Origin of the sequence: Nocardioides sp. SLBN-35 (assembly GCF_006715725.1) — a bacterium.
Taxonomy (GTDB): domain Bacteria; phylum Actinomycetota; class Actinomycetes; order Propionibacteriales; family Nocardioidaceae; genus Nocardioides.
The window spans coordinates 2,776,990-2,795,874 of record NZ_VFNU01000001.1 but is presented as its reverse complement, the minus strand read 5'-3'; the positions used below and the strand labels follow the sequence as shown (position 1 = coordinate 2,795,874).

General features: G+C 70.6%; 18 protein-coding genes. 8 read left to right on the top strand and 10 right to left on the bottom strand.

What is annotated here, in order from left to right; all coding sequences use genetic code 11:
* Positions 1 to 4 precede the first annotated feature (4 nt).
* Genes FBY23_RS13525 through FBY23_RS13505 form a run of 5 tightly spaced genes read right to left on the bottom strand, consistent with a single transcriptional unit; the run spans position 5 to position 4,931 of the window.
* The gene (locus FBY23_RS13525) at positions 5 to 658 is read right to left on the bottom strand and encodes an SDR family oxidoreductase (protein WP_141798616.1); all 654 of its coding nucleotides are present in this window, start codon (positions 656 to 658) and stop codon (positions 5 to 7) included.
* A 24-nt stretch (positions 659 to 682) separates the two neighbouring features.
* The gene (locus FBY23_RS13520; protein ID WP_141798615.1) at positions 683 to 1,171 is read right to left on the bottom strand and encodes a hypothetical protein; all 489 of its coding nucleotides are present in this window, start codon (positions 1,169 to 1,171) and stop codon (positions 683 to 685) included.
* Positions 1,172 to 1,218: 47 nt separating this feature from the next.
* Positions 1,219 to 2,145: a hypothetical protein gene (locus FBY23_RS13515; protein WP_141798614.1), complete on the bottom strand. Its 927-nt coding sequence runs from the start codon at positions 2,143 to 2,145 to the stop codon at positions 1,219 to 1,221.
* 36 nt (positions 2,146 to 2,181) lie between these two features.
* A complete protein-coding gene (locus FBY23_RS13510) occupies positions 2,182 to 3,288 on the bottom strand; it encodes a nitronate monooxygenase family protein (protein WP_141798613.1) in 1,107 nt (368 codons plus the stop codon).
* Positions 3,288 to 4,931: an acyl-CoA synthetase gene (locus tag FBY23_RS13505; protein WP_141798612.1), complete on the bottom strand. Its 1,644-nt coding sequence runs from the start codon at positions 4,929 to 4,931 to the stop codon at positions 3,288 to 3,290. The genes FBY23_RS13510 and FBY23_RS13505 overlap by 1 nt, the downstream gene beginning before the upstream one ends.
* A gap of 47 nt (positions 4,932 to 4,978) precedes the next feature.
* Between FBY23_RS13505 and FBY23_RS13500 the strand changes: the two genes are divergently transcribed.
* The 3 genes from FBY23_RS13500 (at position 4,979) to FBY23_RS13490 (ending at position 10,113) form a co-directional block, all read left to right on the top strand.
* Positions 4,979 to 5,761, top strand: a complete 783-nt coding sequence (locus tag FBY23_RS13500) for a crotonase/enoyl-CoA hydratase family protein (RefSeq protein ID WP_141798611.1) — start codon at positions 4,979 to 4,981, stop codon at positions 5,759 to 5,761.
* Between the two features lie 153 nt (positions 5,762 to 5,914).
* Entirely contained in the window at positions 5,915 to 9,706 is a 3,792-nt protein-coding gene (locus tag FBY23_RS13495) for a hypothetical protein (RefSeq protein WP_141798610.1), read from the top strand.
* Entirely contained in the window at positions 9,694 to 10,113 is a 420-nt protein-coding gene (locus tag FBY23_RS13490) for a hypothetical protein (RefSeq protein ID WP_141798609.1), read from the top strand. Before FBY23_RS13495 ends, FBY23_RS13490 begins: the two co-directional genes overlap by 13 nt.
* Here FBY23_RS13490 and FBY23_RS13485 read toward each other — a convergent pair.
* Entirely contained in the window at positions 10,100 to 10,714 is a 615-nt protein-coding gene (locus FBY23_RS13485) for an HAD family hydrolase (RefSeq protein ID WP_141798608.1), read from the bottom strand. The genes FBY23_RS13490 and FBY23_RS13485 overlap by 14 nt on opposite strands.
* 65 nt (positions 10,715 to 10,779) lie before the next feature.
* On the opposite strand from FBY23_RS13485, the gene FBY23_RS13480 reads away from it, so the two are divergent.
* The gene (locus tag FBY23_RS13480; protein ID WP_141798607.1) at positions 10,780 to 11,472 is read left to right on the top strand and encodes a hypothetical protein; all 693 of its coding nucleotides are present in this window, start codon (positions 10,780 to 10,782) and stop codon (positions 11,470 to 11,472) included.
* A gap of 32 nt (positions 11,473 to 11,504) precedes the next feature.
* Entirely contained in the window at positions 11,505 to 11,933 is a 429-nt protein-coding gene (locus tag FBY23_RS13475) for a hypothetical protein (RefSeq protein ID WP_141798606.1), read from the top strand.
* Between the two features lie 23 nt (positions 11,934 to 11,956).
* On the opposite strand, the gene FBY23_RS13470 is transcribed toward FBY23_RS13475, so the two are convergent.
* The 4 genes from FBY23_RS13470 to FBY23_RS13455 are packed head-to-tail and all read right to left on the bottom strand — an operon-like array spanning position 11,957 to position 15,578.
* Positions 11,957 to 12,430: a hypothetical protein gene (locus tag FBY23_RS13470; RefSeq protein WP_141798605.1), complete on the bottom strand. Its 474-nt coding sequence runs from the start codon at positions 12,428 to 12,430 to the stop codon at positions 11,957 to 11,959.
* 17 nt (positions 12,431 to 12,447) lie between these two features.
* Entirely contained in the window at positions 12,448 to 14,046 is a 1,599-nt protein-coding gene (gene fadD8 / locus FBY23_RS13465; protein ID WP_260805952.1) for a fatty-acid--CoA ligase FadD8, read from the bottom strand.
* A 57-nt stretch (positions 14,047 to 14,103) separates the two neighbouring features.
* Positions 14,104 to 14,493 carry a hypothetical protein gene (locus FBY23_RS13460; protein WP_141798604.1) on the bottom strand — a complete coding sequence of 130 codons (390 nt, stop codon included), beginning with the start codon at positions 14,491 to 14,493 and terminating at the stop codon, positions 14,104 to 14,106.
* 41 nt (positions 14,494 to 14,534) lie between these two features.
* Positions 14,535 to 15,578, bottom strand: a complete 1,044-nt coding sequence (locus tag FBY23_RS13455; protein ID WP_141798603.1) for an LLM class F420-dependent oxidoreductase — start codon at positions 15,576 to 15,578, stop codon at positions 14,535 to 14,537.
* 79 nt (positions 15,579 to 15,657) lie between these two features.
* On the opposite strand from FBY23_RS13455, the gene FBY23_RS13450 reads away from it, so the two are divergent.
* Genes FBY23_RS13450 through FBY23_RS13440 form a run of 3 tightly spaced genes read left to right on the top strand, consistent with a single transcriptional unit; the run spans position 15,658 to position 18,851 of the window.
* Positions 15,658 to 16,617, top strand: coding sequence for a Zn-ribbon domain-containing OB-fold protein (locus FBY23_RS13450; RefSeq protein WP_141798602.1), 960 nt, complete (start codon positions 15,658 to 15,660; stop codon positions 16,615 to 16,617).
* A gap of 18 nt (positions 16,618 to 16,635) precedes the next feature.
* Positions 16,636 to 17,688: a thiolase domain-containing protein gene (locus FBY23_RS13445; RefSeq protein ID WP_141798601.1), complete on the top strand. Its 1,053-nt coding sequence runs from the start codon at positions 16,636 to 16,638 to the stop codon at positions 17,686 to 17,688.
* A complete protein-coding gene (locus FBY23_RS13440; protein ID WP_141798600.1) occupies positions 17,688 to 18,851 on the top strand; it encodes a thiolase domain-containing protein in 1,164 nt (387 codons plus the stop codon). The genes FBY23_RS13445 and FBY23_RS13440 overlap by 1 nt, the downstream gene beginning before the upstream one ends.
* Positions 18,852 to 18,885: the final 34 nt, after the last annotated feature.

The following is an 18,885-nucleotide window of genomic DNA, read 5'->3' as shown; positions in this document are numbered from 1 at the left end:
AGGCTCAGCCGGTGTAGGGGACCTCGGCGCGCCAGTCCGCCTCGTCCTGGTCGATCGCGGCCCGCAACGCGCGCGCCACGTTGTCGGGCGCGAACGGGCCCTCCTTCTTCAGCAGGCCGCGAACGGTCACCGAGACCGCGCGGATGCCGTCGCCCTTCAGCGTCGCGTCGATGCTGCGCACCAGGTTCTGCACCCCGGCCTTCTGCACGCCCAGTGACGCCGCGCCGAACCACGGCGTGTCCGCGGCCATGCTCCCGGTCACCGTGACCCTGCCGCCGGGCCCCATGAACGGACGGGCGGCCTGGAGGACCGAGAGCAGCGCGCCGACGCCGAGGCGCACGTCCGCGAGCAGCTCGTCGGGGCTCAGGCTCAGCGGGTCCTTCTCGCGGTACGCCGAGGGGTTGAAGTGGACGACGTCGAAGTGACCGACGTGCTCCCCCATCCGGGTCACGGCCGCGCGGGTGGCGGCATCGTCGGTGAGGTCGACGACCGACGAGCCGGCGAGCGCCCCGGCGGCCTCGACCTCGCCCCGCAGCTGGGTGAGGACGTCCTCCTCGGCGCCCAGCAGGCCGACCGAGCCGCCCTCCGCGGCGTACAGGCGGGCGAGCGAGCCGCTCACCCCGGGTCCGGCTCCGGCGATCAGCACGTTGCGGGTCATGGCACCAACCTAGATGAGTAGTCGCTACTCCGGGCAGCTGGTGGCCTCGGCCCGCGGCACGACCTCGCCGTCACGTACGACGACCTCGCCCGGAGCCAGGGACGCGAGCTGGACCGGCGTGAAGGTCACCTGGGTGGCCTCGGCGTCCGCTGCGGAGTCGAGGGCGCTCAGCACGTAGGTGCGGTCGTCGTCGAGCGAGAGCTCCTCGGGACCGCTCCACCCGTCGTTGGTGGCGCCGAGGACCAGCTCGACGGTGCCGTCGTGCCCGCTACCCGCCCGCCAGGTCCCGAGGACCGGGTTCGGGTCGTCGTCTGCCAGCCCGACGCGGTCACCGAGGACCTGGACGGTGTCGATGCCACCCGTGCACACCCGGACCAGCGCGACCGGCCGGCCGTCGGCGCCGACGGTGACGGCCGTCGTACCGATGACGTCGGCGGTGACCACGTTGCCGCAGGCGGTGAGCGCAAGCGCGAGGACGAGGGCGAGCAGGACGGGACGCAGGCGTGTGGTCATGCTCCGATCCTGCGCACCCGGGCCCGGATCCGGCTGAGTACGCAGGCTCAGCCGAGCCCGCCGACCCCCGAGAGCACCTCGGGGTCGACGGTGAAGGTCGGGACGAGTCCCCGCTGCCGCCCGGGCGCGAGCACGCCGGCGCGGCGACCGAGCCGCATCGCCGCGACCTTGGCGGCCGGGAGCAGGCCGTGCTCGCGGGTCGAGCGCGGCACCCGGCCGAGCCGGTTGCGCAGGTAGTAGTTGGCCGTCCACAGGTGCTCGCGGCGCACCGAGGCGGCCGTCCAGTGCTCCGTGGACAGCGAGACGTTCATGTCGCCGAGGTTCTCGACGCGGTGCGGGCTGTTCTGCGGCCACCAGGCGACCTGGCCCGGCTCGAGGTCGAGCACCGCGGCCTGCTCGTCGTACCCGAGGTCGAACGGCAGCTCCTCCTCGGTCTCCCCTGCCACCAGCCGCTCGAGGTTCTCGTCGCTCACGAACCGCTGGGTGCACGGGTACACGTAGGCGCGCTTGTGTCCGCGCAGGTGCCACAGCAGGTTCGGCTGGTTGTCGGCGTGGTAGTAGACCATCGCCGACGGCGAGGACAGCAGCAGCGTGGCCGAGGTGCGGATCGGGGCGAAGCCGGGCACCAGCGCGCGGATCCCGGCATACAGCTCGTCGACGAGACGGGCGAGCTCAGAGTCGTGGCGGTCGATGCCGACCAGGTTGAGCCACAGGTGGCCGCGGGCGACGACCTCCAGGAGCTCCTTGCCCGGCAGGTCGGTCTCGGCACCGCGCCGCCACTGGTCCGGGCGCGCCGGGTCGTCGCCCATCGTGTACGGATGGACGACCGACCGCGGCAGCCGGTCCAGCAGGTCGGCGAGGGCGTCGTCGGTGAACATCGGCTGCTCGTGCAGCCGGTGCGGGGCGAGGTGAGGGCGGGCGCCGAACGCAGCGATGTCGTCGAAGCCCCACGGGAGGAGGGAGGAGTCGGTCACGCCGTACTGGTGCGGCCGGTACGGCGAAAAGATCCGTCAGATCCCCGCGATCCCGTCGAGCTTCTTGACCGTCGCCTCGAACTCGGCCACCAGGTCGGCGACGACCTCGGCGACCGGGCGGACCTCGTTCATCCGGCCGACGATCTGCCCGATGGGCATCGAGATCACGTCGGGGTCCCCGGAGGCGTTGATCCGGTTGTGGGCGTCGGCGACGAGGAGGTTCTGCAGCGGCATCGGGAGGGGCGCCGGAGCGTCCTCCTCCGACCATGCCTCGGTCCACTTCGTCTTGAGCAGCCGGGCCGGCTTGCCGGTGTAGATCCGGGTGCGCACCGTGTCGGACGAGGTGGCCCGCAGGAACGCGGTCTCCCAGCCCTTGTTGCCGGCGAGGTTGCGGTACTCCTCGGTGCCGAGCCAGATCGAGCCGGTCCACACGCCCTGCGCGCCGAGCGCGAGCGAGGCCGCGATCTGGCGGCCCGAGCCGATGCCGCCGGCACCGAGGACCGGGACGTCCGGGCCGACCGCGTCGACGATGTCAGGCGTGAGCACCATGCTGGCGATCTCGCCGGTGTGCCCGCCGGCCTCGTAGCCCTGGGCGATGATGATGTCGACGCCGTTGGCGACGTGGCTCAGCGCGTGCTTCGGCGCACCAGCGAGCGCGGCGACCTTGAGCCCGGCCTCGTGGCACTGCTCGATCACGTCGACCGGCGGCGAGCCGAGCGCGTTGGCGATGAGGACCGGGCGGTGCTGCAGCGCGACGTCGACGTGCGAGCGGGCCACGGAGTGCAGCCAGCCGAGGACGCCCTCACGGCCCTCGCCCTCCGGCAGCGGCGGCACGCCGAGCTTGAGCAGGGTCTCGTCGACGAACTTCTTGTGGTCCTCGGGGATGTACGACGACAGGTCGGCCGAGGTGCCCTCGGTGGGGATCTTCATCGGCATGACCACGTCGACGCCGTACGGCTTGCCGTCGGTGTTCTCGTCCATCCAGGTCAGTACGCGGTCGAGCTCGTCGGTGTCGTTGAACCGGACGCAGCCCAGCACACCCAGGCCACCGGCGCGCGAGACGGCGGCCGCGACGTGCTCGGAGGGGGTGAAGGCGAAGATCGGGTACTCGATGCCGAAGGCATCGCACAGGGCGGTGTGCATCAGGCGTTCGCTCCTTCGTTCTCTGCGCGCTGCTCACGGGAGGCCAGCGCGAGCTCCTTGGCCCGCGGGTACTGCGCCTTGCCCGTGGCGTTGCGCGGGATCTCCTCGACGATGGTCAGTGCGCGGGGCAGCTTGTAGCCGGACAGGTGCGCGCGCAGGAAGGTGCGCAGCTCCTCGAGCTCGACCTCGTGTCCCGGGCGGGTCTCGACGACGGCGGCGACGCTCTGGCCGTACTTCTCGTCGGGGAGGCCGACCACCAGGACGTCGTACACACCGGGGTGCGCCTTGATCGCCTGCTCGACCTCCTCCGGGTAGACCTTCTCGCCACCGGTGTTGATGCAGTTGGAGCCCCGGCCGAGCAGGGTGATCCGGTTGCCCTCCTCGATCCGGGCGTTGTCGCCGGGGATCGAGTAGCGCACGCCGTCGATCTCGACGAAGGTCTTGGCGGACTTCTCGGGGTCCTTGTAGTAGCCGACCGGCACGTTTCCCGAGCGAGCGGTCCGGCCGATCCTGCCGACGTCCTTGACCGGGTCGAGCGGCCGGTTGTCGTCGCCGAGGATCACGGTGGTCGGCGGGATCGAGACGACCGGGCCGTCGGTGGACAGGGCGCTGGCGTCCTGCAGGCCGGTGCCCTGAAAGCCGGTCTCCGAGGAGCCGACCGAGTCGGTGAAGACGGCGTTGGGGAAGTGCTTCATCCAGCGCTCCTTCACCGACTTGGAGAAGATCGCGGCGCTGGAGGCGATGGCGAACAGGGTCTGGCCGTCGTACCCACCGGCCTCGTAGGCGTCGATCAGCGGCACCGCCATGGCGTCGCCGGTCATGAAGAGCATCTGCACGCCGTGCTTGTCGACGAGGTCCCAGGTGCGGACCGGGTCGAACTTCGGCTCCAGGATGGTGACCTGGCCGGCGAACAGGTGCATGAGCAGCGAGGCCTGGGCGCCGCCGTGCATGAGCGGGCTGAGGGGAAGCGTGACCAGGCTGTCCTGCAGCGCCTTCTTGGACTGGTCGTACTCCTCGAGCGGCTCGGCCGTCATGAAGTCGATGCCGCCGCCGAGCACCCGCCAGAAGTCCTCGTGGCGCCACATGACGCCCTTCGGGAAGCCGGTGGTCCCGCCGGTGTAGATGATGTGGATGTCGTCGGGGCTGCGCTCGCCGAAGTCGCGGGCGGCGGACTGGCCGGCGACCGCCTCCTCGAGCGTGACGCCGCCGTACGACGACAGGTCGCTCTCGTCGCCGGGCTCGAGCGGGTTGGGCACCGCGATCACGGCCTTCATGGCACCGACCTTGGGCAGCACCTCGGCGACCAGCGGCGCATACACGCGGTCGTGGACCAGGCCGACGAGGTCGGCGTTGTCGAAGAGGTACTCGAGCTCGCCGGCGACGTAGCGGTAGTTGACGTTGATCGCGACCGCCCGGACCTTGAGGATCCCGATCAGGGCGATGACGTGCTCGATGCTGTTCTTCGCGTAGAGGCCGACGTGGTCGCCCGTTCCGATGCCCTGCGCCTGCAGGTAGTGCGCGAGCCTGTTGGACTCGGCCTCCAGCTCGGCGAAGGAGATGACGTCGTCACCCACCTGGACGGCGGGCTTGTCGGGAACGGCGTCGACGGCGTGTTCGAAGAGATCGGCGATGTTCAGGGCCACGAGGCCGACAGTAGAACACGTTTCACTTTTTCGCTAGCGTTGTTCACATGAGTGATTGCCTCGTCGAGCAGGACGGCCACAAGCTGGTCGTCACGATGAACCGCCCGGAGCGCCGCAACGCGTTGTCGAGCGAGATGCTGCGGATCATGGAGGCCGCCTGGGACCGGGTGAACGAGGACCCGGAGATCCGGGTCTGCATCCTCACCGGCGCCGGCGGGTACTTCTGCGCCGGCATGGACCTCAAGGCTGCCGACGACAAGCCGCCCTCGGAGAGCTTCGAGTCCGGCGCCTACGACCCGACCACGATCAAGGGCCTGCTCAAGGGCTTCCGGCTCACCAAGCCGCTGATCGCCGCGGTCGAGGGCCCCGCCATCGCCGGCGGAACGGAGATCCTGCAGGGCACCGACATCCGGATCGCGGGCGAGTCGGCCAAGTTCGGCGTCGCGGAGGCGCGCTGGTCGCTGTACCCGCTCGGCGGCTCCGCCGTACGGCTCCCCCGGCAGATCCCCTACACGGTCGCCGCCGAGCTGCTGCTCACCGGGCGCACCCTCGGCGCTCCCGAGGCCAAGGAGCTCGGCCTGATCGGCCACGTCGTCCCCGACGGCGAGGCGCTGGCCAAGGCGCACGAGATCGCGGACCGGATCGCGGCGAACGGCCCGCTCGCCGTCCAGGCGATCCTCAAGACGATGCGCGACTCCGAGGGCAAGCACGAGGAGGAGTGCTGGGCCGACGACGCGAAGATCGGTGCCGCGGTGTTCTCCTCCGAGGACGCCAAGGAGGGCCCGCGTGCCTTCCTCGAGAAGCGGGCTCCGCAGTTCCGGGGTCGCTGATCAGTCGCTGACCGGTCGCGGGTCGGGAGCGGGCACGGCCGTGGCGGGACAATGATTCGAACGGGCTATGGCGCCCGGGCGCTCACGAGAAGATAGTGAGCACCGCCACATCCTGCTCTGCTCCCGATCCCCCCGATTCGGCAGGTGACCTCCGTGCGCCCTCGGACCCTTTGCGCTGCGCTCTCCTCGGCCGTGCTGCTGGCCGTCCTCGTCAACCCGGGGGCCGCGCATGCCGCGCCCCTCCCGGCGCAGGCCGGCGGCAGCGCCGTACGCTGCGCCGAACCGCCGCCCACCGAGGGCACGACAGCGGAGAACCGTGACCGCTTCGTCGAGCTGTGGTCGCCACGGTTCACCGACAATGCCTGGCGCAAGGACTTCGTCGCGCTGGAGGAGGTTCCTGCCGACATCCTCGCCGAGGGCTTCCACGCACTGCCCGAGCCCACCCAGCTGTGGCTGAGCTCCTGTCTCCTCGAGGACCTGCTCGCCGTCACCCACACGACGCCGACCGCGCAGGAGCGCGAGACCTACCTCGCCGGGGTCGCGATGGTGATCTTCGGCAAGGAGGGCACAGAGCAGCTCAAGGAGGACATGAACGAACCGGCCGAGACGCCGCCCGCCTCCGACCTGCCGCCGGTGAACCGTGACCAGACCGGCGAGGCGCTGGACGACGTCGCCGAGGAGCTCGCGGAGGCGCCGAGCCTGACCTCCGCGCAGCTGCCGCGCACCTCGAAGGCCGCTCCGTCCGCCCGGACGTCGAGCGCCGTCACCGCAGGCCTCCCCCCGAGCTTCAACGACACGCTCACGTCGCTGCCGCTCGTCCCGCTGGTGCTCGACGCACTCGACGAGCTCCTGCAGGAGGTCGGCAAGGTCCAGGGCAAGCTGTTCACACTGCCGGTCGTGAACCTGCTCTCGCCGCTCTTCTACAAGATCTGCGCCGAGTCACCGACCATGACCCTGTCGTGCAGCATCTCGCTGCCCGTGGGCGTCCCGGTGCCGGCCGACGTGACCGGTGACCACCTGCCCGACGTGCTCGGTCAGCTCAACCCGGTGACCAACCTGATCGACGTGGGCGCCCGGTTCGCAGTCCAGCGGATCGCGCCCAACAGCGGTCCGCTCCCGGCGCACGTGTTCGCCGTCTACGACACCCCGATCGTGAAGAAGCGAGTCACCGTCGGGATCGACGGCCGGGCCTCGACGCTCGGGGGCAACAGCACCGCGCGGGTGATGCTCAAGAACATCGTCGACGCCATCACGGGCGACATCAAGATCGCAGCGGACGTCACGTCGACCAACCCCGGCCCGACGGAGGCGATCACGTTCGGCGTGAAGTCGCTGACCGGTGGCAGCGGCGGCGTACCGCTGACCGAGCAGGACCCGCTGACCGGCTCCGTGCAGCTCAGCCCGTTCCCGACCACGCTCGACGTGGGCGCCCAGATGACGCACCGAAGCACCGGCAGCAAGGACACGATCACGGTCAACACCCCGACCGCGACCCGCGTCGACGCCGTCATCGACCAGGCCACGACGTCGGGCCCCGTCGACAGCGACCGCCGGTTCACCGCGACGGTCGACAAGCTGCCGTCGTCGGTGCGCGTCGACCTGACCCGCCAGGGCACGCACCAGAACATCGAGTACACCGCCAACGACGAGATCGCCCTCGTGGAGGCGACCGACACGACCACCCCGGACATCACCAGGCCGACGGAGGTCGACCACGCGGTCTACCGGGTCAACGGCATCCCGAAGCACATGTCGGTCGACCTCGACGGCGACCTGATCACCTACGACGCCAGCGACTCCATCGACAAGGTGTACGCCGGCGTCGAGCGGATGGGAGGCGACCGGATCACGGCCGAGGTACTCGGCATCCCGGCGCACGCCGAGGTGCTCTTCGACGGGAAGGGCTCCGTCCTCGACTGGGACGCCGACACCGCGACCACGAGCGCCGCGGCCACCGCACATCTCACGGCCGCGACGCTCGGCACGGACCGCGACTTCGACGCGGGTCTGGCGATCACCTCGATCCCGGCGAAGTGGAACGCCTCCTGGGCGGACGGCGACGTCCTCTTCGAGGCACCTGCGGGGGGCATCGGCTCGATCGTCGCCAATGTCACCAACCACGAGACGTTCTCGACGCTGTCGGGCGACCACCTCGCGGCGTACTACGACGAGGCCTCGGGCAACCTCGACGCCAGCCTGAAGATCAGCAACCTGCGCCGGGCGGCGTTCTCCAAGCTGCCCGACGACGGCGACGGCGGTGGCTTCGAGGCCGGGCTCGACATGGGTGACAACAGCATCTTCGCCTTCGCCGCGGAGGCGCACCTGGCGCAGGGCGACGTCGTCGCCTCCGGCCAGCTGAGCAACCTGCCGTCGCAGGTCACACTGCGCAGCGAGGGCGGCCGGATCACCTACGAAGGCAACACCAACCCCGACCTGACGCTGTCGGTCGCCGCAGGTAAGGCCGCCGCGCTGGCCGCCACGCCCGTGCCGCCACAGGTCCACGGTGTCGCCGTCCGCGACGGTGCGAGCGGGTCCGACAAGGCGGTCCGGGCCAAGCTCTACCTGACCGGACTGCCGACGGGTCTCGACCTCGACTCGACCCACGGCACCTACACGGTGACGGGCTTCCACCCGACCAACGGCACCCTGGTGGTCGACGCCAAGCTGCAGGCGCTCGCGCCCAAGCCGCTCAGCCTCTACCTGACCCAGGGCATCCCGACGGCCAACCCCGTCGACTTCACCTTCGGCCCGATCGTCACGCGCACCGAGCCCGACGGCCAGCACACCATCGGCATCGACTACGTCGCCAGCGAGACGCTCGGGGCGTTCACGGCCAACGCGCAGTACGACAACACCGACGAGGCGCAGCTGACCATCAGCGCGATCCCGAAGACCATCAGCGTGGACGCCTCCTTCGGGGCCGACACGAAGGAGGTCGGCGTCGCGATGGACCAGGGCATCAGCGACATCACGGCGGCGTACAAGCACGTGGGTGACCTCGACTTCGCCGCGTCCGTGCACCTGCACGACGTACCGAAGACGGTCGACCTGCTGATCGGCAAGAAGACCCAGGCCGGCAGCGGCACCACCGTCGACGCGCCGGTCTTCACGATGACGGCCTTCTCCCCCGGCCTCGACATCGACGCCTTCGCCTCGGCGAGGATCGCCGACCCCGTCGACGCCGCCGCCGCGGTGACGCTCGACGTCACCGACCTCGGCCAGCTGGTCACGGCCGACCTGATCGGGGCCCGCCTACACATCACCTCCGCGCCGGCGACCCACGCCTTCGCCCTGGAGGCGGCCGGGCGGGTCCAGAAGTCGATCTCCCTCGACTGGGGCAGCGGTGAGGACGGTCAGACCGGCTTCTTCCAGAACCGGGGCAACCTGTCGGCCGACCTGAAGATCCACCGGGTCACGCTGGGTCTGACGGACTTCTCGGACGTCAACCTCCGCCTGGGCTTCACCACCGGCCTCGACGGCGACTTCGGGACGTTCACGTTCGGCCAGGACACCGACCTGACGGTCGACCTCGAGGAGAGGTTCTCGGTCTTCATCGACTGGCCCGACCCGCTCGGTACGGACACGATCACCATCGTGGACATCCCGCACGCCTCGATCCCGTTCGGCAACGTCGCGCCGCGCTGGCACATCAACCAGAACGTGCAGGAGCGTGCACTCCACCTGCCGATCATCCACTTCGGGATCGCGGACTGCGGCGTCTCGTTCGACGTCCGCCCGGCACCGGGCTACACGACACCGGGCAACACGTTCACGCTCGGCCAGCCCGCCGGCGACGGGACACACACGCCGGCCTGGCTGATCACGCCCGACATCAACCTGCTCGGGCTGTCGCTGCCCGACTTCGGGCTGGACATCATCGCCTACTTCCTCTCGCCCTACGGCAACAACATCAAGGTGTACCCCGAGTGTCAGTGGCTCGTGTAGGTCTGGCGCTCGCCGCCCTCGCGCTGGCCTGCTCCGGGTGCAACGACACCCCGGAGCAGGCCGGGCCCGACCCGTCCGCACCCGTCACGGACATCACCGTCGAGTGCGACCGCTTCGCTGCCACCGCGCAGCGGATCACCGACGCCCAGACGGCGCTCTACGACGGCAAGGACTCCCCCGAGGACGCGACGGCCGTCGAGGACCTCGTGACCGAGCTGGACGCGCTCAAGGAGGACGCGCCGGACGACGTCGACGAGGCGCTGACCGCGCTCGGCGCGGGCTTCCGCGCCGCGCAGGAGCTGCTGGCGGACCCGACCCCGGCGAACACCGCAGAGCTGGCCGCGCTGTCGTCCGGGCTCTCCGAGGACAGCCAGGCCGTGACGGCCTGGATCCTCAGCGAGTGCTGACGTAGCCGGCCAGCCAGTCCGGGAACTCATCGAGACCGTCCAGCACGGCGTGGGTGCCGGCGGCGACGAGCTCGGCGGCGGTGCACCCGCCGGTCAGCACGGACACGCTGGTGACGCCGGCGGCCAGGGCACCCTCGACGTCGTGGACGTGGTCGCCGACGTAGACCGAGGCGCCCTCGCGGCGCAGCACGCCGGCCTTGCCGACGCCCCAGACCCAGCCCTCGAGCAGGTCGACGTCGAGGCCCGTGTGGTCCAGGTGCAGCTGGGCGTTGGGGGCGTACTTGCCGGTGACCACGACGACCCGCCCGCCGTGGCGTCGTACGGCGGCGATCGCCTCGTGCGCGCCCGGCAGCACCGGCACGTTGGCGATCGCGTGGTCGGGGTAGAGCGCGCGGAACCGGTCGCCCGCGGCCGGGATCACGTCTGCCGGCAGGTACGGCGCGAGCAGCATCTCGAGCGGCGGCCCGAGCCTGTCGGTCATCTCCTCGACCGGGAAGTCCACGCCCAGCTCGCGGCCGAGCTCCAGCAGCACGTCCCGGAACCCGGGCACGGTGTCGATGAGGGTCAGGTCGAGATCGAACCCGACGACGAGATCCGCCATGGCCGCACGCTATCCACCCGTGTCCGGCGAGGCGTGGGCGGGCGGCGACGGGGCAGGATGGCGCCATGGCTGCCCTCCTCGTCTTCGCCGTGTTCGGCCTGGTCTTCGTCGCCGTCATCGTGCTGCTGGTCCTCGGCGTGTCCGCCGGCATGAAGCGCGCGGCCGAGCGGCGGCAGGGCCTGGCCGGCCTGGCGTGGGCGCGGGAGTGGGAGTATCGGCCGAACGACCCCGGCCTGGTCGACCGCTTCACTGGTGCGCCCTTCGGGAGCGGGCACTCCCGCCAGGCCGTCAACGTCCTCATCGGGCGCCACGACGGGCGCCCGTTCACCGCCTTCGACTACCACCACACGACAGGCAGCGGCGACAGCACGAGCCGCCACGTCCACTCCGTGCTGGCCATCAACCTCGGCGTCCAGGCACCGCCGCTCTCCGTCGGCCCGACCACGATGGTGGGGCGCTGGATCAGCTCCCTCAGCGGCAGTGACATCGAGATCGGCGACCCGGCGTTCGACGCCTACTTCACGGTGCGCTCCCCCGTGCGGGATTTCGCGGTCGACGTCCTGCTCTCCGACGTGCGCGAGGTCATGCAGCACCACCCGAACGTCGCCTGGCGGATCACCGGCGACTCGCTGCTCGTCATCCGCGCCGGTGAGCACACCCCGGCCGAGGTCGACGCCAAGCTGCACCTGATGGACGCCCTGCTCGACCGGATCCCGGAGCGGGTCTGGGAGCGCCTGCGCGGTGAGCAGGCGCGCTGAGAGGAGTCGACCGGCGCGAAGGGCGCCCGTTCGTGGCGTTCGACTACCAGTACACGGACGTCATCGGCGAGAACAACAACCAGCATTTCTACTCCGTCGAGGCCGGCAGCCTCGGCCTCCGGGCGCCCGACCTGTTCGTGGGGCCGACCACGCTGCTCGGTCGCTGGGCCGACGGACTCACAGGGGGCGACATCGAGATCGGAGATCCCGCCTTCGACGGCCACTTCACGGTCCGCTCACCGAGTCCGGAGTTCGCCATCGACGTCCTGCTCTCCGACGTGCGCGAGGTCGTGAGGCACCACCCGGACCTCACCTGGCGCATCACGGGGGACTCGCTGCTCGTCGTCAGTCCGGGCCGCCACGCGCCGGCCGAGGTCGACGCGAAGCTGGAGATGATGGAGGCCCTGCTCGACCGGATCCCCGAGCGGGTCTGGGAGCGGCTCCTTGCCGGCGAGTCATAGGCCCACCGGCACGGTCCGACACGTCAGTGACCGGTGCGCCTGCCCGCCCAGCGCAGCGGGCTCGCCGGGTCGGTGCCGCGGCGGCAGGAGCCGACCTCGTAGGACAGCGTGCCGTCCTTGACCTTGCGCTTCTTCGCGATGAGCTTGCCGCCGACCTCGATGTGGTACGACGTGCCGTTGTCCTGGGTGCCGGCGAAGACGCTGCTGAACCGGCCGTTCTTCTTGACCTTCATGGTCGGCATGGTCTGCTGCACGAGCTTCACGTCGAGCCCGCAGACCACGTTCATCGTGACCAGCCAGCCCTTCACCTTGCGACCGTTCTTGGCGACCTTGAACCGGATGTCCAGGCGGTCGAGCGGGTTCGGCTCGGTCGGCGTCTCCCCTGCGGTGTAGCTGCCGTCGGGACCGGCAGCCGCCTGAGCCGGCGCGGGCGAGGCGGTGAACAGGACGGCGAGGGCCACGACCGCGACGGCGAGTGCCCGAGAGAGTCGACGCATGTCGGGGACGTTAGCACTCAGCCGACGGAGCGCTCCCCCGTCCAGAACCGTGCGCGCAGCGCCTTCTTGTCCGGCTTGCCGAGCGCGGTGAGCGGCAGCGCGTCGACGGCAAGGACGTCCTTGGGCGACTGCACGGAGCCCTTGCGCTCCTTGACCGCGTCCTTGATCTCGGCGACGACCTCGTCGGTGAGCTCGAAGCCCTCACGCAGCACCACCACCGCGGTGACCGCCTCGCCGAACTTCTCGTGCGGCGTACCGATGACACCGACCTGGGCGATCGCCGGGTGCTCGGCGATGACGTCCTCGACCTCGCGCGGGAAGACGTTGAAGCCGCCGGTGACGATCATGTCCTTGGTGCGGTCCACGATGTACCAGAAGCCGTCCTCGTCCTCGCGCGCGACGTCGCCGGTGTGCATCCAGCCGTCGCGGAAGGTCTCGGCGGTGGCCTCGGGCAGCTGCCAGTAGCCGGCCGACAGGAGCGGTCCGGCGACGCAGATCTCGCCCGGCTCGCCCGGCGCGACCGGGTTGCCGGCCTCGTCGAGCAGCGCCGCGCGCAGGTACGCCGAGGGCCGTCCACACGAGGTGAGCCGGGACTCGATCGGCGCACCCGAGGCGTCGACGTGGTCGCCCTTCGGAAAGTAGCTGATCACCATCGGCGCCTCGGACTGCCCGTAGTACTGGGCGAAGATCGGGCCGAACCGCTCGATGGCCTCCTTGAGCCGGACCGGGTTGATCGCGGACGCGCCGTAGTAGACGGTCTCCAGCGACGACAGGTCGCGGGTGCGCGAGTCCGGGTGGTCCATCAGCGCGTAGAGCATGGTCGGCACGAGCATCAGCGAGTTGATCCGCTTCTCCTCGATGGTCGCCAGCACCTCGGCCGGGTCGAACCGCGAGGACACGAACAGGGTGCCGCCCTTGAGCACGACCGGGACGAAGAAGGCGGCGCCGGCGTGGGAGAGCGGCGTGCACATGAGGAAGCGCGGCTCCTCGGGCCACTCCCACTCGGCCATCTGCACCTGCGCCATGGTCGAGAACGCACGCACCGTGCCAATCACGCCCTTGGGCTTGCCGGTGGTGCCGCCGGTGTAGGTGATCGACGTGATGTGGTCGGGCTCGAGCAGCGCGGCCTGGAACGGCTGCGGCTCGAACGACGCCGCCACCTCGGTCAGGTCGGTGCCGACCTCGGCGAGCTCCGGCGGGACCGGGCCGATGGTCAGGACCTGCTTGAGGCCCGGGCACTTGCCCAGCAGCTCGACCGCGCGGGCGGCGAAGTAGGGATCGATGACCAGCGTGGTGATCCCGGCGTCGTTGATGACGTACGCGTGGTCGTCGGCGGAGCCGAGCGGGTGCAGCGAGGTGCGCTGGAAGCCCTGGGTCTGCCCTGCGCCGAGGATGAACAGCACCTCGGGGCGGTTCAGCGCGAGCAGCGCGCCCGGCGTACCTCGCCCGGCGCCGAGCGACTCGAAGGCCTGGATGTACTGCGAGATCCGGTCCGCAGTCTCCTTGCCGGTCAGCGTCACGTCGCCGAGGTGCACGATCGGGCGGTTCGCGTGGCGCTTGAGGGCAGCGACCATCAGGTGGCCGTTGTGGGCAGGCATGCGGAGCGTGTCGGTCACCCTCGCAGACTAGAACGTGTTCTATCCACGAGCAAGGACCCTTACCGACGGGGCGCCTCAGCCGGCCGGTCGCCGCTCGACCGGCGCGACCAGCGGCCGCACCCCGCCGAGTCGGCGGTGGAACCGGACCCGGTCGGCGTGCGCGTCCAGCAGGTCCCACAGAGCGCGGTGCGCGGCCCACGGCAGCGGGTCGTCGCCGCTGGCCCAGCGCTCGCCGAAGCTGATCCACACCGGCACCCAGTCGGCCGCGCAGTCCCACGCCCCGCGCTGCGCCTCGACGAGGCGGCGGCGCACCTGGAACTCGGTGCGCGGACCGTCGGCGCAGATGGGCGCCGAGCGGACCGGCCACGCCCACAGGTCGAGCTCGACCAGCTCCAGCTCGAGATCCGGCAGCAGGGCAGGATCGACCAGCACCGTGGCGACGTTCTCGTGCGGCTCGCGCCTCATGCGACAGGACGGTAGCCCGCGCCGCCGACAACGACCAGCGATCAGGCCAGCAGCTCCGCGATCCCCCGGATCTCGTCGGCACTGCGACACGACAGCAGCAGCGTGGTCACGCCCGTCTCCTCCCACTGCGCCACCCGCTCGCGCACCTCGCCGGGCGTGCCGATGATGTGCATGTCGTCGACCAGCTCGTCGGGGATGAGCGCGGTGGCCTTGTCCTTCTCGCCCGACAGGTAGAGCTCCTGGACCTCGTCGGCCAGCTCGCCGTAGCCCATCCGCGTGAAGACCTGGTGGTGGAAGTTCTGCTCCTTGGCCCCCATGCCGCCCATGTAGAGCGAAACGAACGGCTTCATCCCGTCGATCACCATCTGCTTCTGCGCAGGCGTCTCGACGACCTGCAGGTGGCAGGTGGCGGCGATCTCGAAGTCGGCACGGGTACGACGGGCGCCGGGCCTGGCGAAGCCCTCGTCGAGCCACGGCTGGTACATCCCGGCGCTCTTGGGCGTGTAGAAGATCGGGATCCAGCCGTCGGCGATCTCAGCGGTCTGGGCGACGTTCTTGGGGCCCTCCGCACCCAGCCAGATCGGCAGGTCGGCGCGCAGTGGGTGCACGATCGGCTTGAGCGGCTTGCCGAGGCCGACGGCGCCGGGTCCGTCGTAGGGCAGCGGGTGGTGCGGGCCGCCGTTGGTCACCGGCGCCTCGCGGGCCAGCACCTGGCGGATGATCGAGACCACTTCGCGGGTGCGGGCCAGCGGCTTCGAGAACGGCACGCCGTACCAGCCCTCGACGACCTGCGGACCACTGACACCCATGCCGAGGATCACCCGTCCACCGGTGAGGTGGTCGAGCGTCAGCGCGTGCATGGCGATCGAGGTCGGCGTGCGGCCCGACATCTGCACGATCGAGGTGCCGAGCCGGACCCGGGAGGTCTCACGGCCCCACCAGGCCAGCGGCGTGAACGCGTCACTCCCCCACGCCTCGGCGGTGAAGATCGCGTCGAAGCCCGCGCCCTCCGCGGCGGCGACGAGCTCGCCGACGCCCTGCGGCGGTTGCGCGGACCAGTAACCCAGCTGCAAGCCCAGTTTCATGCTCCGCATCATGACGGATCGACCAGATCCATTTCTAGAACGTGTTTCACTTTCTGGCAGAACATGTTTCACTTCGACCATGAGTCGCACCCTCTCGGCGCCGGTCACGGTCGCCTTCGACTACACCCGGTCGACCGGCCCCGTCGTCGGTCGCTTCCTCTCCGGACTCCGCGACGGCGTCGTCGTGGGCGGCCGGACCTCGACCGGTCAGGTCGTCGTCCCCCCGCTCGAGTTCGACCCCGTCACCCACGAGGCGACGACCGACTTCACGGAGGTCTCCTCCGTCGGCACCGTCACGTCGTGGACCTGGGTCCCCGAACCGGTCAAGGACCAGCCGTTCGACCGGCCGTTCGCCTTCGCCCTGGTCACCCTCGACGGCGCCGACGTGCCCTTCCTGCACGCCTTGGACGTCGCGTCACCCGCCGAGGTCACCACCGGCATGCGGGTGCGGGTGCGCTGGGCCGCGGAGCGGGTCGGTCACATCAACGACATCGCGTGCTTCGAGCCCCTGGCTCCCGGCGAGGCCGAGGCCGCTGTCCCGACCGCCGCCGGCGACGAGCCGGTCACCGGTGTGGTGACCCCGGTCTCGCTCGACTACCAGTACGCAGCCTCCCCGGAGGAGTCGCTGTTCTACCGCGGCCTCAACGAGGGCCGGATCATGGGCCAGCGCTGCCCGACCTGCCAGAAGGTCTACGTCCCGCCGCGCAGTGCCTGTCCCTCCGACGGCACCCCGACCGTCGAGGAGATCGAGCTCTCGCAGACCGGCACGATCACGACGTTCTGCGTCGTCAACGTGCCCTTCCTCGGCCAGAAGATCACCCCGCCCTACGTCTCGGCGTACGTCCTCCTCGACGGCGCCGACATCGCCGTGCTGCACCTGATCCTCGGCGTCCCCGCCGACGAGGTGCGGATGGGCATGCGGGTCAAGGCGGTCTGGAAGCCGAAGGACGAGTGGGCCTACTCCCTGGAGAACATCGACCACTTCGCGCCGACCGGGGAACCGGACGCCGACTTCGACACCTACAAGCACCACCTCTGAGACGGGAGACAAGGACAGATGCGTGACGTCGCCGTCGTCGGGTTCGCCCAGCGACAGATGCCTGAGTTCGACGGGTCCCCGACCTGTGTGGAGCTGCTCGTTCCGGTCTTCAAGGAGCTCTACGAGCAGACCGGCTGGACCCGCAAGGACGTCGGGTTCTGGTGCTCCGGCTCCTCCGACTACCTCGCCGGACGTTCGTTCTCGTTCGTCCAGGCGGTCGACGCGATCGGCGTCATCCCACCGGTCAACGAGTCCCACGTCGAGATGGACCTCGCCTGGGCCATGTACGAGGCGTGGCTCAAGATCCAGACGGGCGAGGTCGACACCGCCCTCGTCTACGCCTTCGGCAAGAGCTCGGCCGGAGTCCTGCGCCGCACCCTCGCGCTCCAGCTCGAGCCCTACACGATGACGCCCCTGTGGCCGGACACCGTGTCCCTGGCCGGTCTCCAGGCCCGCGCGGGCATCGACGCCGGGATCTGGGACGAGCGTGCGATGGCCGAGGTCGCCAACCGCTCGCTGACCGACGCGGAGAAGAACGAGCACGCCATCCGCAAGGGCGGCTCGTCGGTCGAGGAGCTGCTCGCGCGGCCCATGTACGCCGACCCCCTGCGCAAGCACGACTGCTCCCCGGTCACCGACGGCGTGGCGGCCCTGGTGCTCGCCGCCGGAGACAGGGCCCGCGAGGTCCGCGAGCGTCCCGCCTGGCTGACCGGCATCTCGCACTACGTCGACCCGATGGGCATGGGTGTGCGCGACCTCACCCGGTCGCCGTCGGCCCAGCGGGCCGGTGCCGCGCTCGACCTCGGCGGCGTCGAGGTGGCCGAGCTGCACGCCCCGTTCAGCCACCAGGAGCTCATCCTGCGCACGGAGCTCGGGCTCGGCGACGACGTCGTCATCAACCCGTCCGGCGGCGCGCTGGCCAGCAACCCGATGTTCTCCGGCGGGGGCATCCGCGTCGGCGAGGCCGCGAAGAGGGTCTGGTCCGGCGAGGCCGACAAGACCCTCGCCCACGCCACCAGCGGTCCTGCCCTGCAGCAGAACCTCGTGTGCACCCTGGAAGGAAAGATCTGATGGGCAAGCAGCCTGCAGCGATCATCGGCGTCGGCCAGACGCACCACCGCGCGAAGCGTGAGGACGTCTCCATGGCCGGCCTGTGCCGCGAGGCCATCGACCGCGCGCTCGTCGACGCGAACCTGACGCTCGACGACATCGACGCGATCGTCGTCGGCAAGGCACCCGACCTGTTCGAGGGCGTGATGATGCCCGAGCTGTTCCTCGCCGAGGCGCTCGGCGCGGCCGGCAAGCCGCTGCTCCGGGTCCACACGGCCGGCTCGGTCGGCGGCTCGACCGCCATCGTCGCGTCGTCACTGGTCCAGGCCGGCGTCCACAAGCGCGTGCTGACGGTCGCCTACGAGAAGCAGTCCGAGTCCAACGCGATGTGGGCGCTCTCGGTGCCGCTGCCGTTCAACATGCCCGTCCACGCGGGAGCGGGCGGCTACTTCGCGCCGCACGTGCGGTCCTACATCCGCCGTTCCCAGGCGCCCACCCACATCGGCGCGGTCGTGGCCGCCAAGGACCGCAACAACGCGCTGAAGAACCCCTACGCCCACCTGCACAACGAGGGCACGACCGTCGAGTCGGTGCTGGCCTCGCAGATGCTCTGGGACCCGATCCGCTACGACGAGACCTGCCCCTCGAGCGACGGCGCCTGCGCGCTGGTCATCGTCGACGAGGACACCGCGAGGACCTCGCCGAACCCGGCGTGGATCCACGGCACCGTGATGCGGTCCGAGGCCACCACGGCCGCCGAGCGCGACCAGGTCAACCCCCAGGCCGGTCGCGACGCCGCGGCCGCGCTGTGGAAGCAGGCCGGCATCACCTCGCCGATCGACGAGATCGACGCGGCCGAGATCTACGTGCCGTTCTCCTGGTTCGAGCCGATGTGGCTGGAGAACCTCGGCTTCGCCGCCGAGGGCGACGGCTGGAAGCTCACCGAGGCCGGCGAGACCGCGATGACCGGCCGGATCCCGGTCAACTGCTCGGGCGGCGTGCTCTCCTCTAACCCGATCGGCGCCTCGGGGATGCTCCGCTTCGGTGAGGCCGCCCTCCAGGTCCGCGGCGCGGCCGGCGAGCACCAGGTCGACGGCGCCCGCAAGGCGCTCGGCCACGCGTACGGCGGCGGGTCGCAGTTCTTCGCGATGTGGGTCGTCGGCGCCGACAAGCCGACGAACTGACCCACCTGCGGTTTCGGCCGGCGCGGGGACGGCT

Coding starts and splice junctions, on each gene's coding strand:
- FBY23_RS13485 (WP_141798608.1), bottom strand. CDS start 10,714: ATGGCGGATCTCGTCGTCGGGTTCGATCTCGACCTGACCCTCATCGAC.
- FBY23_RS13520 (WP_141798615.1), bottom strand. CDS start 1,171: ATGACCACACGCCTGCGTCCCGTCCTGCTCGCCCTCGTCCTCGCGCTT.
- FBY23_RS13480 (WP_141798607.1), top strand. CDS start 10,780: ATGGCTGCCCTCCTCGTCTTCGCCGTGTTCGGCCTGGTCTTCGTCGCC.
- FBY23_RS13470 (WP_141798605.1), bottom strand. CDS start 12,430: ATGCGTCGACTCTCTCGGGCACTCGCCGTCGCGGTCGTGGCCCTCGCC.
- FBY23_RS13445 (WP_141798601.1), top strand. CDS start 16,636: ATGCGTGACGTCGCCGTCGTCGGGTTCGCCCAGCGACAGATGCCTGAG.
- FBY23_RS13510 (WP_141798613.1), bottom strand. CDS start 3,288: ATGCACACCGCCCTGTGCGATGCCTTCGGCATCGAGTACCCGATCTTC.
- FBY23_RS13500 (WP_141798611.1), top strand. CDS start 4,979: ATGAGTGATTGCCTCGTCGAGCAGGACGGCCACAAGCTGGTCGTCACG.
- FBY23_RS13455 (WP_141798603.1), bottom strand. CDS start 15,578: ATGAAACTGGGCTTGCAGCTGGGTTACTGGTCCGCGCAACCGCCGCAG.
- FBY23_RS13440 (WP_141798600.1), top strand. CDS start 17,688: ATGGGCAAGCAGCCTGCAGCGATCATCGGCGTCGGCCAGACGCACCAC.
- FBY23_RS13450 (WP_141798602.1), top strand. CDS start 15,658: ATGAGTCGCACCCTCTCGGCGCCGGTCACGGTCGCCTTCGACTACACC.
- FBY23_RS13525 (WP_141798616.1), bottom strand. CDS start 658: ATGACCCGCAACGTGCTGATCGCCGGAGCCGGACCCGGGGTGAGCGGC.
- FBY23_RS13460 (WP_141798604.1), bottom strand. CDS start 14,493: ATGAGGCGCGAGCCGCACGAGAACGTCGCCACGGTGCTGGTCGATCCT.